Consider the following 20603-nt stretch of genomic DNA (forward strand, 5'->3'; position numbering starts at 1 on the left):
CTCGGGTGTCCTTGCTGCTGGGCCCGGGCCGTCGCCCGGGGTTCGGTTCCGGGCGGAGCACGGGAGCGGGTCGCGCGGTTCGGGGTTCGGGGTGCGGGGCGCCCGGTGCGGGGCGTGCGCGGGTGCGGGCGGGGTTCCTGCCGGCGCTCCGGCGGTCAGCTCCGGGCGGAGCGGGGGTGCGGGATGCGGGTGGCGTCCTCGGCCAGTTCGCGGGCCACCAGGGCGACCTGGCCCATGGCGTCCAGGATGCCGGGCAGTTCGGAGCCGTCCAGGTGCCGGTACTCGGCCGCGACGGTGAGCACCAGCCGCTCGGGCAGGCCGAGTTCGGGGTGGCGCTGCTCGGCGATCACCCGCCGGGCGGCGTCCAGCGCGGGTATCCCCGCGGCGTGCAGGGTGTGGGCGCGCTCGCGGACGTACGCCAGGTAGCCGATGTGCTCCTGGACGCCGTCGCGGTCGAGCACCGGGCCGTGGCCGGGGACGAAGATCTCCGCGCCGGTGGCCAGGGCCTGTTCGCAGGCGCCGATGATGTTCTCCAGCGGGCCGGCCCAGTGCGAGGGGTGGTCGCCGGGCTGCTCGGGGGTCGAGGAGAAGATCACGTCGCCGGTGAACACCGCGCGCTGATGCGGGAGGTGGACCATCAGGTCCCCGCCCGTGTGGGCGGCGGGCAGGCTGGTGATCTGCACCGGGTGGCGGCCGACCTTCAGCTCCAGCTCGCCGGTGAACACGGTGTCGGGGTGCACCGGTTCGGTGGTGGACCAGTCGAAGCGGCCGAAGTGCTCGCGGAGGTAGCCGCCGAGCGGTGAGTCCGGGTCGCTGTTGGCGAGCAGCGCGTGCTGCTGCTGGGGGGTGGGCTCCCAGTGGATGTGCTCCAGCGCCTCGCGGGTGGCGATCACCTCGGCGTCGGGGAGCACCCCGGCGCCCCACAGGTGGTCGCCGTTGGCATGGGTGACGACCACCCGGTCGATGTCGACCCCGGTGGGCAGCAGGCGCCGGCTGGCGGCCAGGAACTCCCCGGCCAGCGAGGGGTCGTACGGGGTGTCGATCCAGAGCGCGGTGGTCTCGGAGGCCAGCAGGCCGCAGTTGGCCAGGCCCCAGCCCCGCTTCGGGGGGAGCCACACGTACAGGTCCTCGGCAATCGCGCTCACGTTCGCACGGTTGATCGTCATGCGCGCGATTATGCCCATGTCGTGTCAGGGATGGGGCAAAACCACTACGGACAACCGGAGTTCATGCCCCGGTCCCTCCCGCCCTGTCCTGATTCGTACTGCACGGTCAGGACCAATCGTCTCACTCTTCGGGACGACTCATGGACACTTCGCCCCGCAACCCCGACGGGACGTCGGACCGCGGCGCGGGGAGGATCCGGCAGACCTCGACCGTGACGTCCACCGTGTCCAGTCCGATCACCCGCCCCTCCACCGCGACGAATCCTTTCTCCCCCGAGCGGAACAGCACCGCCAGCGGAGAGCTCCGGCTCGCCGAGGTCAACGCCTCCACCGCCATCGCCGAGCCGAAGGCGAACACCCCGCACAGCACGACGCAGGGCGCGTGCCGGGGCGTACGGGTGACGAAGAGGAAGCCGTGGTCGCGGAAAATACCCCCATCGTGGCGATCGGAGCGTAGCGATCTCCGTACCGACGGTCACGCCAAGCGCTTGATCCCCTTGCGCTCCCCCGCACAGCGCTCGTACCCGAGCCAGGAGTTGACCGCCAGCATCGGCGCGTTGGTGGTGTCGTTGCTGGTGTACGCGCTCCGGTAGCCGGCCGCCGCGGCGAGCCGCAGGGACTCCAGCTTGGCCAGCCGGGCCAGGCCGCGGCCGCGGAACTCCCGGCGGCAGGCGGTGAACGCGGACCAGTAGCGGTCCACCCCGTCGGTCTGCGCCATGGTGAACGCGGCCGGCTCGCCGTCCACCACGGCGACCACCGTCAGCCCCAGGTCCAGGTCCGGCCGGGCCCAGTCGGCCTTCAGCCACTCCTCGTACTCCAGGGCGTCCATCTCCACCTCGCCGGGCTCATCCCGGATCGCGTCCGCCTCCACCAGGAACAGCGGGCGCGGATCGTCCGCCCAGTCGGTGGCGGGGCGCAGCTCGACACCGGCCGGCCGTACGGGCGCCTGCGGCAAGGGCAGCGTGAGGTCCCGCCCGCCGAACTGCGCGGTACGCCCCAGCTCGTAGCCCCGGGCGGTGGCGAAGGCCAGCGTGGCGGGCTCGTCGTCCAGCCAGGTGTGCAGTTCCGTCACCCCGTGGCCGGTCAGGTGCCGTTCGGCCGCGGCCAGCAGGGCGGTGGCCGCGCCGCGCCGCCGGAACTCGGGCAGCACGCTGCCGTTGGCGTAGCCGACGCCGGTGGTCGTCGTCCCGAGCACCAGCGCGCAGCGCACCGCACCGACCACCCGGCCGTCCAGCTCGGCGACGAAGGTGCGGAAGTGCTGGTCGGAGTCCTGCCGGGCGTTCAGCCAGAGCAGGGCCTCGGCGGTCATCACCAGGTGCTCGCGCCCGGCCCGGTGCGCGGCGGCCACCGCCTCGGCGTCCTCGGGGCGGAAGTCACGGATCGTCAGCGTGCTCGCAGTCATGGATTCGCACGCTATCCGCCGCCACTCGCCGACCGCCTCCGATTTTCCCGACCGGAAGCAAGCTCAAATAATGCTCTGAGAAGACCGGGTGAGGCTTGGCAGCCACCCTGTCCGGGGACATCCTCAGCAGCACGGCCGCGCGGTCCTGGCGACGACGCCCGCTCCGCCCGACGGCCTCCCCACCCAGCCCTCCGAAGGGGGCGCACCGATGACTTCCCCTGCCTCCACGACCCGGCCCGGCGTCAAGGCCGCGCTCGAGCTCGGCGTCGGCCTCGGCTGGCGCAGCGAGATCGACACCGTGGTCGAGCGCCAACCCGGTCTGGACTGGGTCGAGGTGGTCGCCGAGAACATCTGCGCCGACCACCTGCCCACCTCGCTCACCGTGCTGCGCGAGCGCGGCGTCACCGTCGTCCCGCACGGCGTCGGCCTCGGCCTCGGCGGCGCCGGTCTGCCCGACCCCGAGCGGCTCGGCAAGCTCGCCGCGGCGGCGCTCGCGCTCGACTCCCCGCTGGTCACCGAGCACCTGGCCTTCGTCCGGGCCGGCGGCCTTGAGGCCGGCCACCTGCTGCCCGTCCCCCGCACCCGGGACTCGCTGCGGGTGATCGCCGAGAACGTCCGGATCGCCCAGGACCAGCTTCCGGTGCCGCTCGCCCTGGAGAACATCGCCGCCCAACTCGCCTGGCCGGACGACGAGTTCACCGAGGGCGAGTTCCTCGCCGAACTGGTCGCACGGACCGGCGTCCGACTGCTGATCGACGTCGCCAACCTGCACACCAACCGGGTCAACCTCGGCATCGACCCGGCCGCCGAACTCGACCGCCTGCCGCTGGAGGCGCTCGCCTACGTGCACGTCGCCGGCGGCACCCTGGTCGACGGCGTGTGGCACGACACCCACGCCCACCCCGTCACCGAACCGGTGCTGGAGGTCCTGGCCGAACTCTGCGCGCGGGTCGCACCACCCGGCGTCCTGCTGGAACGGGACGCCGACTTCCCGCCGCCCTCCGAACTGGCCGGTGAACTGGACGCCATCCGCCGGGTGCTGGAGGGGAGCACCCCGCGATGAACGACCTGGACCGCGCCGAACGCCCCGTGGACGAGGGCACGACCGCCGCCGCCCGGGAGCGCCTGGCCCGGCGGCAGGAGGAACTGCTGGCCGCCCTGGTGGCCGGCGGGCCCGTCCCGCCCGGCTTCGACCCGGACCAGGTCCGCGCCCAGTCCACCGGCCTCGCCGCCAAGCGGCGCGACACCACCGCGAAGATCGCCCCCGACCTGCCCCGCCTGCTCGGGGCGCAGTACGGGCCGCTCTTCCTCGGCTACGCCCGCACCCACCCGCAGACCGGCGGCTACCGCGCCGACGCCCGGGCCTTCGCCGGGTGGGTGCTCACCGACGGCGGCCCGCCCGCCGCCGACCACCGCCGCGCCCTGGAGCAGTGGCTCCAGCAGGCGCCGGAGCGGGCCGAGCGGCCACCCGGCCCGCTCACCCGCCTGCGCCGGGCCCTGCGCGGCCGCTGACCCATTCACACCTCGGGGGAACCGCCCATGTGGCACAACAGCTACTTCCTCATCCCGGCCGTCCTGCTGGTCGCGGCCGCGGTGTACGCCGCGCACACCCGCCAGCGGGTCCGGCACGTCCCGTACCCGCAGGGCCTGCCCGGCCGCGGACTGCCGCTGCTGGACGCCGCCTTCCTGGCCGGCGGCCCCGGCCGGGTCTTCGACACCGCGCTGGTCCGGATGCACCTCGGCGAGCAGGTCGTGATCAGCCGCTCCGGCCTGGTCACCCTCACCGGCGCCAAGCCGTACGACGCCGTCGACCAGGCGGTCCACGACGCCGTCGGCCCGACCGGCAGCCGGGAACTCGGCGCACTGCGCCGCATGGTGATGCGCTCCGCCGCCGTCCAGGAGATCGGCGACCGGCTCGCCGACCGCGGCCTGATGCGCCGCCCCGAGCGGATGCAGCGCGCCCGCACCGCCCGCCGGCTGCTCTGGCTCGCGATGCTCGACGTCGTGGTCTTCGCCGTGCTCGCCCTGCTGCTCGACGACAACGAGGCCCTCTACGACCGCCCCAACCTCCTGATCCCGGGCTTCCTGCTGTTCCTCGGCGCCATCGCCCTGGCCACCAGCTCCCCGGCCAAGGGCCGGATCACCCCCGCCGGGCAGCGCCAGCTCACCCTGATGCAGGGCAGCACCCCGTGGACGCCGAGCTCGGGCATCTCGCCCCGGCTGGCGGGCGGCGCGGTGCTGGGTGCGCTCGCGCTCGGCGGGCTGGCCGTCGCCGGGCTGGAGAACCTGGAGCTGGAGGAGGCGATGATGGCCGCGGCGGCCCAGGAGGAGGCCGTGCGGCAGGCCACCGCGAGCGCCTCGTCGTCGTCCTCGTCGTCGTCCTCCTCGTCCTGCGGCAGCTCCGCCACCTGGTGCGGCTCCTCCGGGTCCTCCGGGTCCTCCACGTCGAGTTGCGGCTCCTCCACGTCGAGCTGCGGCTCCTCGCACCACTCCAGCTGTGGGGGGTCCTCCCACCACTCCAGCTGCGGGTCCTCGCACTCCACCTGCGGCTCGTCGTCGTCCAGCTGCGGTTCCAGCTGCGGTTCCAGCTGTGGCGGCGGTTGCGGCGGCTCCTGATCCCGGGGCCGCACGGCTGACGTCACAGTTCGGTATCGCGGTCCTGGAAGCCGTTCCCCACGCCATGGCCCCAGGCATACAACAAGCCCATGTGGTTGCTGTTCCTGATACCGGCCTGTGTCGCGGCGGTGCTCTCCTGCCTCCGGCTGGTGCGGATGACCGCCACCGCCGACGCCCTCGCCGACCAGGACCGGCTGCGCCCGCCGGAGGCCGTCGGCATCGGGCTCTACGAGACGGCGTACCTGGCCGGCGGCCCGGACCGGGTGGTGGAGCTCGCCCTCGTCCTGATGGCCGGCCGCGGCCGGCTGCACCTCGCGCACACCGGCTGGACCACCGTGGTCGACCCCAGGGGCCGCAGCCGCCTGGAGCGCGCCGTCATCGCCACCGTCGGCCCCGAGGGCCAGTGCCGTACGGACGAGCTGCGCCGGGCGATGGCCGAGCACCCCACGGTGCTGGAGATCGGCGCCCGGCTGGCACTGGCCGGCCTGGCCACCCCGGCCCTGGTCCAGCGCAACACCGTGGTGGTGTTCCGCCAGGTCCGGCACGCGATGCTGCTGACCCTGGTGCTGCTCGCCGCCTCGCTCTCCCTCAGCGGCTTCACCGGCGGTGACACCGTCGCCCCGCTCGCCTGGTTCTCGCTGCCGCTGGTGCTCACCGCCGGCACCCTGCTGATGGCCCGGGTCGACGTCTACCCGTACACCCGCTGGGCCTCCCCGATCGGCCAGGAGGTGCTGCGCGAGGTCCGCCCGGCCCGTCAGCGCGGCCTCGCCGACGACGAGGAGCGCGAACTGCTCACCGCCGTCGCCATGAACGGCCCCGCCGTCCTCCCCGACCCCCGCCTGCGCGCCGCCCTCCGCCCCCACCGGACCTGAGGGCCAGCCACACCCCGCAACGGCCGGAGGCCGGCTCCCCCGTGCCTGAGCAGGGGGAACCGGCTTCCGTACGGTGTGGGTGAGGTCAGACCAGGCCGTTCAGCAGCTCGCTCACCGGCTTGCGGCGGCCGGTGTAGAACGGCACCTCCTCGCGGACGTGCATCCGGGCCCGGGAGGCGCGCAGGTCGCGCATCAGGTCGACGATGCGGTGCAGCTCGTCCGCCTCGAAGGCGAGCAGCCACTCGTAGTCGCCGAGCGCGAAGGAGGCCACCGTGTTGGCCCGCACGTCCGGGTAGCCGCGCGCCTGCATGCCGTGCTCGGCGAGCATCGCGCGCCGGTCCTCGTCGGGCAGCAGGTACCAGTCGTACGAGCGGACGAACGGGTACACGCAGACGTAGTCGCGCGCGCGCTCGTCGGCGAGGAACGCCGGGATGTGCGACTTGTTGAACTCGGCCGGGCGGTGCAGGGCCATGTTCGACCAGACCGGCTCCAGCTGGCGGCCGAGGCCGGTGCGGCGGAAGCGGTTGTACGCCTCCTGCAGGTCGTCCGAGTCCTCGGCGTGCCACCAGATCAGGATGTCGGCGTCCGCGCGCAGCCCGGACACGTCGTACGTGCCGCGCACCGTCACGTCCTTGGCGGCGAGCTGGGCGAACAGCTCGTCCACCTCGGCGGCGAGGGCGGTGCGGTCCTCGGGCAGGGCGCCCTTGAGCTTGAACACCGACCACATGGTGTAGCGGATGACCTGGTTCAGGTCGCGCGCCTTCTTCTTCTCGGGCTGCTGCTCCGGCTCCCGCTCAACGCTCTCAGTCATGCGCCCATTGTCCTCTCCGTGGAACCTTCCCCGGTCGCCGGGGTCAACAGTTTGTCGATGGCCGCCGCGGCGGCGGCCGCCGAACCGATGCAGGCCGGAATCCCCACCCCGTCGTACGCGGCGCCGCACAGCGCCAGCGCCCCCACCGCCTCCGCCGCCGACCGGACCCGGGCCACCCGGTCCAGGTGGCCCACCGGGTACTGCGGCAGACCGGCCGTGAAGCGCGACACGAAGGTGTCGTACGGCCGGGCGGTCAGGCCGATCGCCTCCTCCAGGTCCGCCAGCGAGCGGGCCACCAGCTCCTCGTCCGGCAGCTCCAGCACCTGGTCCTCGCGGTGGCGGCCCAGCGAGGTGCGCAGCAGGAACGCGTCCGGGGCGGAGCGCTCCAGCCAGCCCCACTTGTTGGAGGAGAAGGTCGAGGCCTTGATCCGGCGGCCGTCCACCGGCGGCACCAGGAAACCGCTGCCGGTGGGCGGCTCGGCCAGATCGGCGCGGCGGAACGCCAGGGTCACCAGCGCCATCCCCGCGTACTCGACGGTGTCCAGCTCGACGGCGGCCGCCGGGGCGTCCGCGCGCAGCAGCCGGGCCGCGGCCGGCGCCGGGACGGCCAGCACCACGGCGTCCGCGGTCAGCACCTCACCGCCGGCCACCACCCGCCAGCCCTCGGGGGTGCGGCGCAGCTCTTCCACCGGGGTGTCGGTTCGCAGGTCCACGCCCGCCTTGACGCAGGCCGCGGCGACCGCCTCCGGCAGGGTGCCGAGGCCGCCGCGCAGGCCCTGGAACACCGGGGTGCCGACCACCTGCGGCCGGGAGGCCAGCTCGTGCACTCCCTCGACCAGCGAGCCGCCGCCCCGGGCGATCGGCAGCAGCTGCGGCACGGCGGCGCGCAGCGAGATCTCGTCGGCGCGCCCGGCGTAGACGCCGCCCAGCAGCGGCTCGACCAGCCGGTCCACCACTTCCCGGCCCAGCCGGTCGGCGACGTAGCGGCCGATCGCGACGTCCGCCCCGACCTCGGTGGTCCGTTCACTGCGGGCCCGCTCCAGCCCCTCGGCGGTGAGCACCCCGGAGGCGGCCAGCGCCTCCAGGTCACCGGGGACACCCATCACCTGCCCGCCCGGCAGCGGCCGCAGCGCACCCCGGGTCCAGATCGCCGCCTTCGCGGTGGTCGGCGGCTCCAGCTCCTCGCCCAGCCCGACCGCCCGCGCCAGCTCCACCGCCTCCGGCCGCCGCGCCAGCACCGATTCGGCCCCGAGGTCCACCCGGACCCCGCCGACCTCCCCGCCCCACAGCTTCCCGCCGACCCGCCCCGACGCCTCCAGCACCGTCACCCGCGCCCGCGCCGGCCCCCCGGCCGCCCCGCTCAGGAAGGCAGCCGCAGCCAGCCCCGCGATCCCACCACCGACGACGACGACCTGTGCATCCGACATGCTTCGCAGTCTCGCAGGTCTTTACACCGAACCCTCAATCCGCTGCACGCGAGAGGTCGATGAAGATCGGAAACGGCACCGGCCGCTCCAGCACCCCCCGGAAGATCCCAGCGGGGGCGTACGAAGAGGTCACCTGGTCCAGCTCGTAGACGTGCACGGCCGCCCGGCTCTCCTCTTCCTCTTCGACGATCCAGTAGTGCGGAATACCGGCCTCGGCGTACTTGCGGACCTTGACCCCGCGATCACGGCACTCCGACTCCGGCGAGACCACCTCGACCACGAGCAGCACCTCGGTCGGCACGTACCCGGTGCGATCGGGATCTACTGCCGCCCGGGACACCAGAACGTCCGGCTCCAAGCGGTTCCGCTCGTCCAGCGTCACCGACATCCAGCTCTCGGCCAGCACATCCTCCGGGGCGAGCCCGTCCAGCGCCGAGGTCAGCCGCGACACCACCCGACTGTGCCACGAACGTTGAGGCGTCAGCCGACGGTGGCGGGCCCCCGGCTCCCGGGGGCCCGCCGCCGCGGGGCGTCAGCGCGCGCTGGCCTCGTGCACGAAGGCGACCAGGCGACTGAGCGCGTCCGGGTCCATGGACGGCATGACGCCGTGCCCGAGGTTGAAGATGTGGCCGCTGGTGCCGAGCGCCTGGGCGGCGTGCAGCACCTCGCGGGCCTTGGTCTCCACGACCTTGGTGGGGGCGAACAGCACGGCCGGGTCGAGGTTGCCCTGCAGGCCCTTGCCGGGGCCGACTCGCTCGGCGGCGACGTTCAGCGGCACCCGCCAGTCGACGCCGACGATGTCCGCGCCGGCCTGGCCCATCAGTCCGAGCAGTTCGCCGGTGCCGACGCCGAAGTGGATCCGCGGCACCCCGTAGGAGGCGACGGCGTCGAACACCTTGGTGCTGGCCGGCATGACCGAGCGGCGGTAGTCGTCCGGCGCGAGCGCGCCGGCCCAGGAGTCGAACAGCTGGATCGCGGAGGCACCGGCCTCGATCTGCACCTTGAGGAAGGCGGAGGTGATGTCGGCCAGCCGGTCCACCAGGGCGGCCCACAGCTCGGGCTGCCCGTACATCATGGCCTTGGTGTTCTCGTGGTTCTTGGACGGCCCGCCCTCGACCAGGTAGCTGGCCAGCGTGTACGGCGCGCCGGCGAAGCCGATCAGCGGGGTCTCACCGAGCTCGTCCACCAGCAGGCCGACGGCCTCGGTGATGTAGGGGACGTCGTCGGGTTCGAGCGGGCGCAGCCGCTTGAGGTCCTCGAAGGTGCGGATCGGATCGGCGATGACCGGGCCGATGCCGGGCTTGATGTCCACGTCGACGCCGACGGCCTTGAGCGGCACCACGATGTCGCTGTAGAAGATCGCCGCGTCCACCTTGTGCCGGCGCACCGGCTGCAGGGTGATCTCCTTGACCAGCTCGGGCCGCATGCAGGACTCCAGCATGGGGATGCCCTCGCGGACCTTCAGGTACTCGGGCAGCGAGCGGCCCGCCTGGCGCATGAACCACACCGGGGTGTGCGGCACCGGCTCGTGCCGGCAGGCGCGCAGGAACGCGGAGTCGTACGCGGCGCCGCGGCGCGCGGGGGTGGATCGGCCGTCGAGGTTGGCCGCCGTCGGGTCTGCCGTAGTGTCGCTCACGGGTCAAATCTTCGCATGCGCCCACGACCGCCCTCCTCGGGCGGTCTCGTCGGTTCCTCCAAGATCTGGCCGGGTTTGCCGTTCCGGCACGCCGCTCGGACGGAAGTTGCGGCGATAACCCGGGTTTTCGACCTAGTCTTCGGGTCATGGCAGCGGTCGGCGGGCACCCCGCACAGGGTGGCGGAACAGGTGGCGGAACGGGTCGGGAGGGGGCGCCGAGCGAGTTCCGGGCCGCCGTGGAGGCCCTCGAAGGGGCGCGGCTGCGGCCGGAGCTCCAGCTCTCCCCCGCGCCGGCCCCGCGCCGGCTCGCCCCGTACGCGTTCGCGCTGACCGCCGCCGTCGAGGTGGACGGCGAGGAGCTGGCCGACGGCCGACTGGTGCTGCTGTACGACCCGGCCGGGCAGGAGGCCTGGAACGGGGAGTTCCGGGTGGTCACCATGACCCGGGCCGAGCTGGAGCCGGAGATGGCCGGCGACCCGATGCTCTGCGAGGTCGGCTGGGCCTGGCTGCTGGACGCGCTGCAGGCGCACGGCGCCGGGTACGCGGAGCCGTCCGGCACGGTGACCCGCTGCGCCTCGCAGTACTTCGGCGGCCTGGCGGACCGCCCGTCCTCGACCGAGATCGAGATCCGGGCCTCCTGGACGCCGGCCGACGGCCGGTTCGAGCGGCACCTGGCGGCCTGGGGGGACCTGCTCTGCATCAGCGCCGGACTTCCGCCGGCCGCTCCGTCCCCGCAGGGCCAGGCCGAGGTCACGTCACTCGGTGGGGTGGTCCCGATGCCCGCGCGGCGACGCCCGCGGTCGCACTGACGGGTGGCGTCCGGGCCGGACGGCACCTCCTGCCCCGATGCCACCCCCAGGACTGACGGAGTGTGACTTCAGTCCTGCTCTGCGTCAATAAAGTGTTCAGAGTCGACCGATCCGTGCCGAATCTGATCGATTTTGTGCGATTTCAGGGCATGTCTCATCAGTCATATGCGCGATTTGTCCGTATTGTTACTCACTAGATCGTGATCTTTCGCTAAAGCCGGGCACGGTAGCTGCCGAAGCAGACTGTGACCCTTTCCGAACGCGGAACACTCCGACCGCCCCCTCGGGGTTCCGTCCGCCACTCCCCGCAGGAGGCCTGGTGTCGGTCCTTCTTGAGCACCCCGCAAACGTGGTCGCCTACCGCCCGACCAAGCCCACCGCCATGGTGGTCATCGCTGATCCCCGCGTCCGAAACACCGTCACGCGCCACCTGTGGGCGCTCGGCGTCCGCGACGTGATCGAGGTGTCCTCGATCGCCGAGGCCCGTCCCCGGGTCTCCACCCCGCGCGACATCTGCGTCGCCGACGTACACCTGCCGGACGGCTCCGGGCTGACCATCCTCGCCGAGACCCGCGCCGCGGGCTGGCCCAACGGCCTGGCCCTGTCAGCCGCCGACGACATCGGCGCGGTCCGCAGCGCACTGGCCGGCGGCGTCAAGGGTTACGTGGTCACCGGCACCCGGACCAATGTCGCGATGCCCGGCCGCCCGGGCCTGCCGCTCGGCGCCGCCGGGCTGGCCGGCCGGATGCGCCGCCCCGGGATGCCGGGCATGCCAGGTGCCGCCGGCGCTCCGGGCGCGCCCGGGGCCCCCGGTGCGCCGGGCCCGCAGCAGGCCGCCTACCGCGAGCTGTCCGGCCGCGAGGTCGAGGTGCTGCGGCTGGTCGCCGAAGGCCAGTCGAACAAGGCGATCGGCGTGGCGATGGGCCTGTCGGCGCTCACCGTGAAGAGCCACCTCGCCCGGATCGCCCGCAAGCTCGGCACCGGCGACCGCGCCGGGATGGTCGCGGTCGCACTGCGCACCGGCATCATCCACTGAGCCGACCGGGCCGAACCGCTTCTTGGAACCCCACGGCGGCCCAGGAGGAACGTTCCTCCTGGGCCGCCGCACGCGCGTGCACGGCGGCCTGGCGGCGTCCCGAGGCAGCCGCGGCGCCCCGGGCGATCCCCCGCCCCGAGCCGAAGCACCGGGTCCGAGCGCCCCGGAGGCGAGCGGGCGATCATCAGTCTGACCAGTCCGACAACACTCCCAGTTCCGGGGACCGTCGTACCCTTGGTGGGTGACCGACGCCGTAGCAGCCATCCCAGAAGAAGCAGCCCCGGTCCCGCTCCTCGAACCGAAGGAGGGGATCCCGCCCGTCGTGGCGGACGAGCAGGCGCTGGCCGCCACGATCGCCGCCTTCGCCGCGGGCACCGGACCTGTCGCCGTCGACGCCGAGCGCGCCTCCGGCTACCGCTACGGGCAGCGGGCGTACCTCATTCAGCTGCGCCGCGCCGGCGCCGGCTCCGCCCTGATCGACCCGATCGCCTGCCCCGACCTCAGCGGGCTGGGCGCCGCCATCGCGGACGCCGAGTGGGTGGTGCACGCCGCCACCCAGGATCTGCCCTGCCTGGCCGAGGTGGGCATGAGACCCACCCGGCTGTTCGACACCGAGCTGGCCGGACGGATCGCCGGCTTCGCCCGGGTCGGCCTCGGGCCGATGACCGAGAACGTGCTCGGACTGAGCCTGGCCAAGGAGCACTCGGCGGTGGACTGGTCCACCCGCCCGCTGCCCGAGCCCTGGCTGCGCTACGCGGCTCTGGACGTCGAGGTGCTGGTCGAGCTGCGTGACGCACTCGAACAGGAGCTGGACGCCCAGGGCAAGCTCGGCTGGGCCCTGGAGGAGTTCGCCTCGATCGCCGCCGCCCCGCGCCCGGCCCCGCGCACCGACCCGTGGCGCCGCACCTCGCAGCTGCACAAGGTCCGCCGGCGCCGCCAGCTGGCCGTGGTGCGCGAGCTGTGGCTGACCCGCGACCGGATGGCGCAGGAGCGCGACGTCTCCCCCGGACGGGTGCTCTCGGACGCCGCGATCGTCAACGCCGCGCTGGCCATGCCGCTGAACATCGCCGCCCTGCAGGCCGTGCAGGGCTTCGGCCCGCGGCTGCACCGGCGCCAGCTGGACCAGTGGCTGGCGGCCGTGCAGCGCGGCCGGGAGGTCCCGGAGCACCAGCTGCCGCCGGCCGCCGCACCGCACGACGGACCGCCGCCGCCGCGGGCCTGGGCGGAGAAGGACCCGGTGGCCGCCGCCCGGCTCTCCGGCGCCCGCGCCGCGGTCAGCGAGCTGGCCGAGCGTCACCACCTGCCGGCCGAGAACCTGATCACCCCGGACCTGGTGCGCCGGGTCTCCTGGGAGCCGCCGGCCGAGCCGGACACCGAGGGCGTGGCCGCCGCGCTGCGCCGGCTCGGCGCCCGGCAGTGGCAGGTCGACCTGGTGGCTCCGGTGATGGCCGCCGCCTTCATTACCGCCGCCACGGCCCAGGCCTGATCCGACCGGACGCCGCCGACCGGGCTCCGAAAAGGGGATGTCGTCCGTATGGACGCATCCCCTTCGGCGTTTCCGGGGAGCCTTCCTGGTCGGACGTGCCGCCGGACGTGTCGCGGGACACATGGTCAGAACCCTCCGAGGGGCCTGGGCAGGTTGGTTACCGACCGGTAGCATGACTCTGACGCGGCGCCGCTCGGGTTCTTCCGGCGGCAGCCCGCACACCCGAAATGTTGGTCCCTGGGAGGAGAGCCCCCGTGCCTCGTACCGCGAGGGACGTCGTCTTCGTCGATGGCGTCCGCACCCCGTTCGGCAAGGCCGGCCCGAAGGGCATCTACCACGAGACGCGCGCCGACGACCTCGTCGTCAAGTGCATCCGGGAGCTCGTGCGCCGTAACCCGAACCTGCCCGTCGAGCGCATCGACGAGGTCGCCGTCGCGGCCACCACGCAGATCGGCGACCAGGGTCTGACCATCGGGCGCACCGCCGCCCTGCTGTCCGGCCTGCCGAAGTCCGTCCCCGGTTACGCGATCGACCGCATGTGCGCCGGCGCCCTGACCGCCGTGACCACCACCGCCGGCGGCATCGCCTTCGGCGCGTACGACGTGGTCGTGGCCGGCGGCGTCGAGCACATGGGCCGCCACCCGATGGGCGAGGGCGTGGACCCGAACCCGCGCTTCGTCTCCGAGAAGCTGGTCGACGAGTCCGCCCTGTTCATGGGCATGACCGCGGAGAACCTGCACGACCGGTTCCCGCACATCACCAAGGAGCGCTGCGACGCCTACGCCGTGCGCTCCCAGGAGAAGGCCGCCAAGGCGTACGCCAACGGCGACATCCAGCCCGACCTGGTGCCGATCACGATCCGCAACACCAACCCCGAGGTCGGCGAGACCGGCTGGGGCCTGGCCACCGTGGACGAGCCGCTGCGCCCGGGCACCACGATGGAGTCGCTGGCCAACCTGAAGACCCCGTTCCGCCCGCACGGCAACATCACCGCGGGCAACTCGGCCGGTCTGAACGACGGCGCCACCGCCTCGCTGCTGGCCGCCGAGGACGTCGCCGAGGAGCTCGGCCTCCCGATCAAGATGCGCCTGGTCTCCTACGCCTTCGCGGGCGTCGAGCCCGAGGTCATGGGCATCGGCCCGGTGCCGGCCACCGAGAAGGCGCTGGCCAAGGCCGGTCTGACCATCGACGACATCCAGGCCTTCGAGGTCAACGAGGCCTTCGCCGTCCAGGTGCTGTCCTTCCTGGACCACTACGGCATCGCGGACGACGACGAGCGGGTCAACCCGTACGGCGGTGCGATCGCCTTCGGCCACCCGCTGGCCTCCTCGGGCGTGCGCCTGATGAACCAGCTGGCCCGCCGCTTCGAGCAGCGCCCGGACGTCCGCTACGGCCTCACCACGATGTGCATCGGCTTCGGCATGGGCGGGACCATCATCTGGGAGAACCCGCATTGGAGCGGAGCGGAAAAGTCGTCCGAGCTCGAGGGTGGTAAGTGACCATGAGCAACACCACTGAGCTGCTCCAGCACGGCGCCGAGCTGTTCCCGGGCGAGGTCGTCACGACCGCGCACGTGCGCCACCTGGACCTGCCGCTGCAGGCCGGCAAGCTGGCCCTGATCACCCTGGACAACGGCTTCGACCACACCAAGCCGACCACCTTCGGCCCGGGCTCGCTGCTGAAGCTGTCCGAGGCGCTGGACCAGGTCGAGGCCGAGGCCGCCGAGGGCAAGATCGTCGGCGCCGCGATCACGGGCAAGCCGTTCATCTTCGCCGTGGGCGCCGACCTCAAGGGCGTCGAGCTGCTCAAGCAGCACGCGGACGCGCTGGCCATCGGCAAGGGCGGCCACGAGGTCTTCAAGCGGATCGCCGCGCTGCCCGTCCCGACCTTCGCCTTCTACAACGGCGCGGCCATGGGCGGCGGCGTCGAGGTCGGCCTGCACTGCGACTACCGCACGGTGTCCGCGGGCGTTCCGGCCTTCTCGCTGCCCGAGGTCTTCCTCGGCCTCGTCCCCGGCTGGGGCGGCTGCACCATCCTGCCGAACCTGATCGGTGCCGGTAAGGCCGTCAAGGTCATCATCGAGAACTCGATGAACCAGAACAAGCAGCTCAAGGGCAAGGACGTGTTCGAGCTGGGGATCGCCGACGCGATCTTCGAGCCGGCCGACTTCCTGGAGCAGTCGCTGCTGTGGGCCGCCAAGGTCCTCAAGGGCGACCTGGTCGTCGAGCGCGAGGCGATCGACCGCGGCAAGGCCTGGGACGACGCCGTCCTCTGGGGCCGCATGGTCGCCGACGGCAAGGTGCACGGCGCCGCTCCGGCCGCCTACAAGGCGCTGGACATCATCGCCGCCGTCAAGGACGCCGACCTCACCGACAAGGCCAGCCTGCAGGCCGGCTTCGACGCCGAGGACGCGGCCCTGGCCGACCTCATCATGAGCGGCGAGCTGCGCAGCGGCATCTACGCCTTCAACCTGGTGCAGCGTCGGGCCAAGCGCCCGGTCGGTGCCCCGGACAAGTCGCTGGCCCGCCCGGTCTCCAAGGTCGGCGTCGTCGGCGCCGGTCTGATGGCCTCGCAGCTGGCGCTGCTGTTCGCCCGCCGTCTGGAGGTGCCGGTGGTCCTCACCGACATCGACCAGGAGCGCGTCGACAAGGGCGTCGGCTACGTCCACGCCGAGATCGACAAGCTGCTCGGCAAGGGCCGGATCGGCCAGGACAAGGCCAACCGCCTCAAGGGCCTGGTCACCGGCTCGCTGGACAAGGCCGCCGCCTTCGGCGACGCGGACTTCATCATCGAGGCCGTGTTCGAGGAGATGGGCGTCAAGCAGACCGTCTTCGCGGACCTGGAGAACGTGGTCTCGCCGACCTGTGTGCTGGCGACCAACACCTCCTCGCTGTCGGTCACCGAGATGGCCTCGAAGCTGAAGCACCCCGAGCGGGTCGTCGGCTTCCACTTCTTCAACCCGGTCGCGATCCTGCCGCTGCTGGAGATCGTCCGCGGCGAGCAGACCGACGACGCTTCGCTGGCCACCGCCTTCGCCGTGTCGAAGAAGCTGAAGAAGACCTCGGTGCTCTGCAAGGACGCCCCGGCGTTCGTGGTGAACCGGATCCTGACCCGCTTCATGGGCGAGATCCAGAGCATCATCGACGAGGGCACCCCGATCGCCAGCGTCGAGAAGGCCGTCGAGCCGCTCGGCCTGCCGATGTCCCCGATCGTGCTGCTGGAGCTGGTCGGCCCGGCCATCGCCCTGCACGTCTCGGAGACCCTGCACGGTGCCTTCCCGGAGCGGTTCACCGTCTCCGAGAACCTCGGCAAGGTGGTCAAGGCCGGCAAGCGCGGCTTCTACACCTGGGTCGACGGCAAGCAGGTCCTCGACCCCGAGGTGCTGGAGCTGCTGACCTTCGGCGACACGGTGCTCACCGAGGAGCAGGTCCTCAGCCGCGCCCTGGAGGCCGTGGCGCAGGAGATCGGCCTGATGCTGGCGGAGGGTGTCGTCGCCGAGGCGCAGGACATCGACCTCTGCATGATCACCGGCGCCGGCTGGCCCTTCCACCTGGGCGGGATCACCCCGTACCTGGACCGTGAGGGCGTCTCGGAGCGGGTGAACGGCAAGAAGTTCCTCGCCCCCGGCGTGGCCTCGGTGCCCGCGTAAGGCGTAGCGCTACGAAGGAGCCCCCGGCGACCTGGTCGCCGGGGGCTCCTTCGTACGTACGGGGCAGGGCCTCAGTGCTTGAGGCGGTAGACGACGGTGTCGCCGATGACGCCGATCATCTCGTAGTGGGTGTCCAGCAGGTGCTCGATCCGGGGCACCAGCACCGGCTGGTACGGGGCGATGCCGGAGTCGTCCACGAAGACCTCGGGCAGGCCGTTGGCGAGCTCCTTGTCGAAGGTCTGCCAGGCGTTGTTGACGCTGAACTGCTCGCCCACGTTGGGGCTGCCGTCCTTGCCGCCGCTGTAGTTGGTGAGGAAGCCGGCGGTCAGGTAGCGGCTGGCCGGCTTGCGGTCGGCCAGCCAGTACAGCTCGGGGTGCATGCCCCAGACCAGCACGGTGTCCTTGGGGGTGGTCTGGGCGGCGACCGCGGTGGCGACCTCGGTGTTGCGGCTCATCTGCTCCCCCGGCCAGGCCAGCGCCAGGCCCCAGAACACGGTGGCGGCGACCGTGGTGTACACCAGGACGGGCTTCCAGCGGATCGCCGAGGTGGCGACCGCCCCGGTGCCCAGCAGCACCAGCGGGGGCATCAGCTGCAGGTAGTAGTGGCCGAAGAAGTGGAAGCCCACGCTGACCGCGACGACCGAGGAGAGCAGCCAGACCCACAGGTCGGCGGTCGAGCCGTACTCCTCGCCGGCCACCGGCAGCGGGCGGTGGCGGTACTTGAACCAGAGCCGGCGGCCGACCGGGTACAGGAAGCCGAGGCCCGCCGCGGCCAGGATGCCCAGGTTGCCGAAGGCCCGGCCGAGCATCTGCAGCCAGGCGCCGCCGAAGGAGGCGTAGTCGCCGCTGCCGGTGACCACCCAGAAGAGGAAGCCCTTGGGCTTGGTCAGGATGACCGCCACCAGCGCTATCGGCACCGCGAAGCCGAACCCGATCTTGAACAGCGCGGGCGGCCAGCGCACCCCTCGTCGGCGGGCGTCCTGCAGCAGCATCCAGAGCACCGGCAGCAGGACCGCCCCGCCGGTCTGCTTGGTCAGCGAGCAGAGCGCGACCGCGATGCCCGCGGCCAGCCAGCGGCGGCGCTCGGCGTAGCGGAAGGCGGCCACCATCGCGGGCAGCATGAAGACCTCGAAGGTCGCCGCCTGGGTGTCCTCCGGGGAGAGCCCGATCGAGACCAGCAGGTAGAGCAGTCCGGCGCCGGCCCCGGCCCGGTTGCCCCAGCGGCCGCGGGCGATCGAGGCCAGCAGGATCGCGGTGACCAGGTGGGCCACCACCGCGAGGGTGCGCAGCGGCCACAGCGAGGCGGAGCCGAAGAGGGCGAAGCAGGCCTGGTAGAGCCAGGGCAGCAGCGGCGGCTTGCGGTCCACCACGGTGTCGTAGAGCACCCCGCCGTCCGCGAGCATCCGGGCCTGGGTGGCCAGGAAGCCCTCGTCCGGGCTCCAGACGGGCCGGGCGAAGGACGGGATGTGGGTGGCCACCGCGACCAGCGTGAGCAGCGGCACCAGCCTGGTCCAGTACCCCTGACGAAGGTGGGTACGGGCGCGCTCGGGCAGGCGGTCGGCCAGGCCGGCGAGGCGGCGGCGGGTGGGGGTCGGCACGGTTGACAACCTACCGGGCGGGATCGGCGCGGATGGCGCCGGTCCCGCTATTCAATGCGATTGTCAGCTTGTTCCGTGGCGAACTGTTACGGAGTTACGACAATCAGTCGTCAGCGGAACGGGCTACGGCGCAATGCGCCGCCGTGGCCCGTTCCGCCGACCGCCGTCTCAGGCCTTGACCGGCGCCGCGTCCAGCTTGGCGACCAGGGCGGTCACCCGCTGGGCGATGTCGGGGGCGTTCAGGCCGATCTCGGCCAGGATCTCGTTCCGGCTGGCGTGGTCCAGGAACTCCTGCGGAATGCCGAAATCGCGTACCGGCAGGTCCACGTCCGCGTCCCGCAGCGCCTGCGCGACGGCCGCGCCGACGCCGCCCACCCGGCCGTTGTCCTCGATCGTGACGACCACCCGGTGCTCGGCGGCCAGGCCCGGCAGGGCCGGGTCCACCGGCTTGACCCAGCGCGGGTCCACCACGGTCGCGGTGATCCCCTGGGCGGCCAGCAGGTCGGCGACCTCCAGGCTGGTCGGGGCCATCGCACCGACCGAGACGATCAGCACGTCGGCGCGGTGGGAGCCGGAGGACTCCTCGGCGGCGCGCAGCACGTCCATGCCGCCGACCCGGCCGACCGCGGGGACGGCCGGGCCGACCGTGCCCTTGGAGTAGCGGACCACCGTCGGGGCGTCCTTGACCAGGACGGCCTCGCGCAGCTGGGCGCGGACCTGGTCGGCGTCGCGCGGGGCGGCCAGCCGCAGGCTCGGGATGACCTGGAGGATCGACATGTCCCACATGCCGTTGTGCGAGGCGCCGTCCGTACCGGTGACGCCGGCCCGGTCGAGCACGAAGGTGACGCCCAGCTTGTGCAGGGCGACGTCCATCAGAACCTGGTCGAAGGCCCGGTTCAGGAAGGTCGCGTAGACCGCGAACACCGGGTGCAGCCCGTTGGTGGCCAGGCCGGCGGCGCTGGTTACGGCGTGCTGCTCGGCGATGCCGACGTCGAAGATGCGGTCCGGGAACTCCTTGGCGAAGGGGGCCAGGCCGACCGGGTGGAGCATCGCGGCGGTGATCGCGACGATGTCCTCGCGCTCGTGGCCGAGCGCGACCATCTCCTCGCCGAAGACCGACGTCCAGTCCTTGCCCGAGTTCTTGACCGGCAGGCCGGTGTCCGGGTGGATCACGCCGACGGCGTGGAAGCGGTCCTCGTCGTTGTTCTCGGCGGCGTGGTAGCCGCGGCCCTTCTCGGTGAGGCAGTGCACGATCACCGGGCCGCCGAAGCCGCGTGCCTTGGTCAGCGCGGACTCCAGGGCGGTCAGGTCGTGGCCGTCGATCGGGCCGATGTACTTGAGGCCGAGGTCCTCGAACATCCCCTGCGGGGCGATGAAGTCCTTGAGGCCCTTCTTGGCGCCGTGCAGCGTCTCGAACAGCTGCTGGCCGACCACCGGGGTGCGCTGCAGGGCGTCCTTGCCCCAGGAGAGGAAGCGCTCGTAGCCCTGGGTGGTGCGCAGGGTGGCGAGGTGGTTGGCCAGGCCGCCGATGGTCGGCGAGTAGGAGCGCTCGTTGTCGTTGACGACGATGACGACCGGGAGGTCCTTGGCGTCGGCGATGTTGTTGAGCGCCTCCCAGGCCATGCCGCCGGTGAGCGCGCCGTCGCCGATGACGGCGACGACCGGGTCCGCCTTGCCCTGGATCCTGTTGGCCTTGGCCAGGCCGTCGGCGTACGAGAGGACCGTGGAGGCGTGCGAGTTCTCGATCACGTCGTGCTCGGACTCGGCGCGGGACGGGTAGCCGGACAGGCCGCCGCTCATCTTCAGCCGGGAGAAGTCCTGGCGGCCGGTGAGCAGCTTGTGGACGTAGCTCTGGTGGCCGGTGTCGAAGAGGATGCGGTCGCGCGGCGAGTCGAACACCCGGTGCAGCGCGATGGTGAGCTCCACCACGCCGAGGTTGGGGCCGAGGTGGCCGCCCGTCTTGGAGACCTCGGTCACCAGGAAGGTCCGGATCTCCTGGGCCAGTGCGGCCAGCTGTCCGGGCGTGAGCCGGTCGAGATCGCGCGGTCCCCGAATGCGGGTCAGCAGGGCCACCCGTTCCTCCTCGTTCAGTGTT

18 protein-coding genes are annotated in these 20603 nt (G+C 72.6%); 9 read left to right on the top strand and 9 right to left on the bottom strand.

Annotation, left to right across the window (positions count from 1 at the left end; all coding sequences use genetic code 11):
- Positions 1-155: 155 nt before the first annotated feature.
- The 3 genes from ACIG5E_RS15230 to ACIG5E_RS15240 all read right to left on the bottom strand — a co-directional run bounded on the left by ACIG5E_RS15230 (position 156) and on the right by ACIG5E_RS15240 (position 2568).
- A complete protein-coding gene (locus ACIG5E_RS15230; protein WP_396533871.1) occupies positions 156-1166 on the bottom strand; it encodes an MBL fold metallo-hydrolase in 1011 nt (336 codons plus the stop codon).
- Between the two features lie 121 nt (positions 1167-1287).
- Positions 1288-1524, bottom strand: coding sequence for a hypothetical protein (locus ACIG5E_RS15235; protein WP_396533872.1), 237 nt, complete (start codon positions 1522-1524; stop codon positions 1288-1290).
- Positions 1525-1641: 117 nt separating this feature from the next.
- Entirely contained in the window at positions 1642-2568 is a 927-nt protein-coding gene (locus ACIG5E_RS15240; protein ID WP_396533873.1) for a GNAT family N-acetyltransferase, read from the bottom strand.
- A gap of 208 nt (positions 2569-2776) precedes the next feature.
- On the opposite strand from ACIG5E_RS15240, the gene ACIG5E_RS15245 reads away from it, so the two are divergent.
- The 4 genes from ACIG5E_RS15245 to ACIG5E_RS15260 all read left to right on the top strand — a co-directional run bounded on the left by ACIG5E_RS15245 (position 2777) and on the right by ACIG5E_RS15260 (position 6056).
- Positions 2777-3631, top strand: coding sequence for a DUF692 domain-containing protein (locus ACIG5E_RS15245; protein WP_396533874.1), 855 nt, complete (start codon positions 2777-2779; stop codon positions 3629-3631).
- Positions 3628-4080, top strand: coding sequence for a hypothetical protein (locus ACIG5E_RS15250; RefSeq protein ID WP_396533875.1), 453 nt, complete (start codon positions 3628-3630; stop codon positions 4078-4080). Before ACIG5E_RS15245 ends, ACIG5E_RS15250 begins: the two co-directional genes overlap by 4 nt.
- 27 nt (positions 4081-4107) lie before the next feature.
- Complete coding sequence (locus ACIG5E_RS15255; protein WP_396533876.1) at positions 4108-5184, top strand: TIGR04222 domain-containing membrane protein; 1077 nt, start codon at positions 4108-4110, stop codon at positions 5182-5184.
- 89 nt (positions 5185-5273) lie between these two features.
- Positions 5274-6056 (top strand): TIGR04222 domain-containing membrane protein, encoded by a 783-nt coding sequence (locus ACIG5E_RS15260; protein ID WP_396533877.1) that lies wholly within the window; start codon positions 5274-5276, stop codon positions 6054-6056.
- A gap of 85 nt (positions 6057-6141) precedes the next feature.
- Here the strand turns inward: ACIG5E_RS15260 and hemQ are convergent, their stop codons facing one another.
- The 4 genes from hemQ to hemE are packed head-to-tail and all read right to left on the bottom strand — an operon-like array spanning position 6142 to position 9930.
- Positions 6142-6867, bottom strand: coding sequence for a hydrogen peroxide-dependent heme synthase (gene hemQ / locus ACIG5E_RS15265; protein WP_396533878.1), 726 nt, complete (start codon positions 6865-6867; stop codon positions 6142-6144).
- The gene (gene hemG / locus ACIG5E_RS15270; protein WP_396533879.1) at positions 6864-8294 is read right to left on the bottom strand and encodes a protoporphyrinogen oxidase; all 1431 of its coding nucleotides are present in this window, start codon (positions 8292-8294) and stop codon (positions 6864-6866) included. The genes hemQ and hemG overlap by 4 nt, the downstream gene beginning before the upstream one ends.
- Before the next feature lie 34 nt (positions 8295-8328).
- Positions 8329-8778, bottom strand: a complete 450-nt coding sequence (locus tag ACIG5E_RS15275) for a Uma2 family endonuclease (protein WP_396533995.1) — start codon at positions 8776-8778, stop codon at positions 8329-8331.
- Positions 8779-8826: 48 nt separating this feature from the next.
- Positions 8827-9930 (bottom strand): uroporphyrinogen decarboxylase, encoded by a 1104-nt coding sequence (hemE, locus tag ACIG5E_RS15280; RefSeq protein WP_396533880.1) that lies wholly within the window; start codon positions 9928-9930, stop codon positions 8827-8829.
- Positions 9931-10076: 146 nt separating this feature from the next.
- Here hemE and ACIG5E_RS15285 point away from each other — a divergent pair, with 146 nt between their 5' ends.
- From ACIG5E_RS15285 to ACIG5E_RS15305, 5 genes are all read left to right on the top strand, one after another.
- Positions 10077-10739 (top strand): DUF3000 domain-containing protein, encoded by a 663-nt coding sequence (locus tag ACIG5E_RS15285; RefSeq protein WP_396533881.1) that lies wholly within the window; start codon positions 10077-10079, stop codon positions 10737-10739.
- 319 nt (positions 10740-11058) lie between these two features.
- Complete coding sequence (locus ACIG5E_RS15290) at positions 11059-11775, top strand: response regulator transcription factor (RefSeq protein ID WP_030288221.1); 717 nt, start codon at positions 11059-11061, stop codon at positions 11773-11775.
- A 241-nt stretch (positions 11776-12016) separates the two neighbouring features.
- Positions 12017-13261, top strand: coding sequence for a ribonuclease D (locus ACIG5E_RS15295; protein ID WP_396533882.1), 1245 nt, complete (start codon positions 12017-12019; stop codon positions 13259-13261).
- A gap of 254 nt (positions 13262-13515) precedes the next feature.
- Positions 13516-14760 carry a thiolase family protein gene (locus ACIG5E_RS15300; protein WP_396533883.1) on the top strand — a complete coding sequence of 415 codons (1245 nt, stop codon included), beginning with the start codon at positions 13516-13518 and terminating at the stop codon, positions 14758-14760.
- Positions 14761-14762: 2 nt separating this feature from the next.
- Positions 14763-16910, top strand: coding sequence for a 3-hydroxyacyl-CoA dehydrogenase NAD-binding domain-containing protein (locus ACIG5E_RS15305; RefSeq protein WP_396533884.1), 2148 nt, complete (start codon positions 14763-14765; stop codon positions 16908-16910).
- Positions 16911-16981: 71 nt separating this feature from the next.
- Here ACIG5E_RS15305 and ACIG5E_RS15310 read toward each other — a convergent pair whose 3' ends face one another.
- Positions 16982-18508 (bottom strand): ArnT family glycosyltransferase, encoded by a 1527-nt coding sequence (locus ACIG5E_RS15310; protein WP_396533885.1) that lies wholly within the window; start codon positions 18506-18508, stop codon positions 16982-16984.
- Between the two features lie 168 nt (positions 18509-18676).
- Positions 18677-20581 carry a 1-deoxy-D-xylulose-5-phosphate synthase gene (dxs, locus tag ACIG5E_RS15315; protein ID WP_396533886.1) on the bottom strand — a complete coding sequence of 635 codons (1905 nt, stop codon included), beginning with the start codon at positions 20579-20581 and terminating at the stop codon, positions 18677-18679.
- Positions 20582-20603: the final 22 nt, after the last annotated feature.

Origin of the sequence: Kitasatospora sp. NPDC053057, from assembly GCF_044546945.1 — a bacterium.
Lineage (GTDB): Bacteria > Actinomycetota > Actinomycetes > Streptomycetales > Streptomycetaceae > Kitasatospora.

Bases quoted from the DNA above. Each gene is read 5' to 3' on its own strand.
- ACIG5E_RS15245 (WP_396533874.1), top strand. From the start codon at position 2,777: ATGACTTCCCCTGCCTCCACGACCCGGCCCGGCGTCAAGGCCGCGCTC.
- ACIG5E_RS15305 (WP_396533884.1), top strand. From the start codon at position 14,763: ATGAGCAACACCACTGAGCTGCTCCAGCACGGCGCCGAGCTGTTCCCG.
- hemQ (WP_396533878.1), bottom strand. From the start codon at position 6,867: ATGACTGAGAGCGTTGAGCGGGAGCCGGAGCAGCAGCCCGAGAAGAAG.
- ACIG5E_RS15230 (WP_396533871.1), bottom strand. From the start codon at position 1,166: ATGACGATCAACCGTGCGAACGTGAGCGCGATTGCCGAGGACCTGTAC.
- hemG (WP_396533879.1), bottom strand. From the start codon at position 8,294: ATGTCGGATGCACAGGTCGTCGTCGTCGGTGGTGGGATCGCGGGGCTG.
- ACIG5E_RS15260 (WP_396533877.1), top strand. From the start codon at position 5,274: ATGTGGTTGCTGTTCCTGATACCGGCCTGTGTCGCGGCGGTGCTCTCC.
- ACIG5E_RS15285 (WP_396533881.1), top strand. From the start codon at position 10,077: ATGGCAGCGGTCGGCGGGCACCCCGCACAGGGTGGCGGAACAGGTGGC.
- ACIG5E_RS15250 (WP_396533875.1), top strand. From the start codon at position 3,628: ATGAACGACCTGGACCGCGCCGAACGCCCCGTGGACGAGGGCACGACC.
- ACIG5E_RS15240 (WP_396533873.1), bottom strand. From the start codon at position 2,568: ATGACTGCGAGCACGCTGACGATCCGTGACTTCCGCCCCGAGGACGCC.
- ACIG5E_RS15255 (WP_396533876.1), top strand. From the start codon at position 4,108: ATGTGGCACAACAGCTACTTCCTCATCCCGGCCGTCCTGCTGGTCGCG.